The sequence below is a fragment of the Edaphobacter aggregans DSM 19364 genome (genome assembly GCF_000745965.1).
Taxonomy (GTDB): domain Bacteria; phylum Acidobacteriota; class Terriglobia; order Terriglobales; family Acidobacteriaceae; genus Edaphobacter; species Edaphobacter aggregans.
The window spans coordinates 1-1,321 of the sequence record NZ_JQKI01000337.1; the positions used below are offsets into that span (position 1 = coordinate 1).

General features: G+C 50.3%; 1 protein-coding gene. It reads left to right on the top strand.

What is annotated here, in order from left to right; all coding sequences use genetic code 11:
• Positions 1-827: 827 nt before the first annotated feature.
• Entirely contained in the window at positions 828-1,037 is a 210-nt protein-coding gene (locus tag Q363_RS47325) for a helix-turn-helix domain-containing protein (RefSeq protein ID WP_084080979.1), read from the top strand.
• The last annotated feature ends 284 nt before the right edge of the window (positions 1,038-1,321 follow it).

Below are 1,321 nucleotides of genomic sequence, written 5' to 3' on the forward strand. Positions count from 1 at the left end.
GTCTTTCGCCGTGTAACTGGTACGACCCCTGGGCTTTGGTTGCGAGATGCTGGATAAAGGATTATTTGGACAACAGTTGCGGTCTGGAAAGCGGTTTAGATACGCTCGCCTTCAAAGTTCAATGAAGATATCGAAATGAACATATTGGCTGTGTCAACTGGTGTTCCGGGACACGTGAATCCGATGCGTGGCCCGAATCCGCGCTGCCGCGATCAAAGGCGGTAGAAATCTACCTGAACGGGAGAGAGAGGAGCCGGCCAGAGCATGAGATGCCGAGCTGGCGAAATTAGTCTTTCGCAGTTCCCGTACCCGGTCTTTGAAAGCATGTCGGAAATGGCGGATTTGTATCCGCATCCCGGGCTCTGTCCTTATGGTTCTGTTGTTCTGTTTGTTGGAATCAGTTTGCATGTGATCGTATGGCAATTCGTCTCGCGTCAGGAGAGTCTTTGACTAAGGCATAGATAGCTATGGGTAGCGAGACAACAAGTTGAAATACAGCCAGGAGTTGATCTTGCGATCGCCGTATTTGTTTGGTTTTCAACTTCTTCCGCGTAACTGAACATGATCAGTATGGGTTCATCGAGTTCCTCGACAAGAATTAAGCGGCAATCAACTCCCGGACGCCGGATAGATGCACTTTTTTGAATTCGGGACTCCTTACCCAATCGAATGAATCGAATGCGATCTGTTTCGTTGGAAAGCGAAGAACTGCTGCAGCTTCGCCCTGAGGGCCTTCGAGAAATACTTCATTACCGCAAAGGTCGCGGGACTATCCCAGTCACATTTGCGCGAGCCTTCAAGACTTCCGCTGACTTGACTCCCTATCGGTGGGGCTCGAGCAGCGCATACACCGCGCGAAAAAGTTGATGATGAAGGAGGGCAAATCGATTTCGCTTGCTGCGCACCTAGCAGGTTTTGCGAACCACAGCCATTTCACAAAGGCTTTCCGACGTGTAACTGGAACCACTCCTGGATTTTGGTTGCGAGATGTCGGACAAAAGTGGGGCAAACTTCGGTCACTTTCCTCAGACGTGTAATAGCATTTTCGGGAAAAGCTCGCTTGTATTGGACAACAGCTACGGCGTGGAATTCGGTTTAATAGACGGATGCGCATCTCATCGAAACGCCACAAGCCTCTTGGCATTTGCCGATATTCCATGAACGCGCAAGCCCGCAGATCCACCTAAAGGAGCATCATATGAAACTCGAGGTTTCCCCTTTGTCGCAGACAGGAATTCGGAACTCTTCTTGCAGAAGGGCTCCCTTTCGCACACATCGTGGCCTGTCTTACTACTTAAGCACCCTGTTTGTGCTAAGCGCG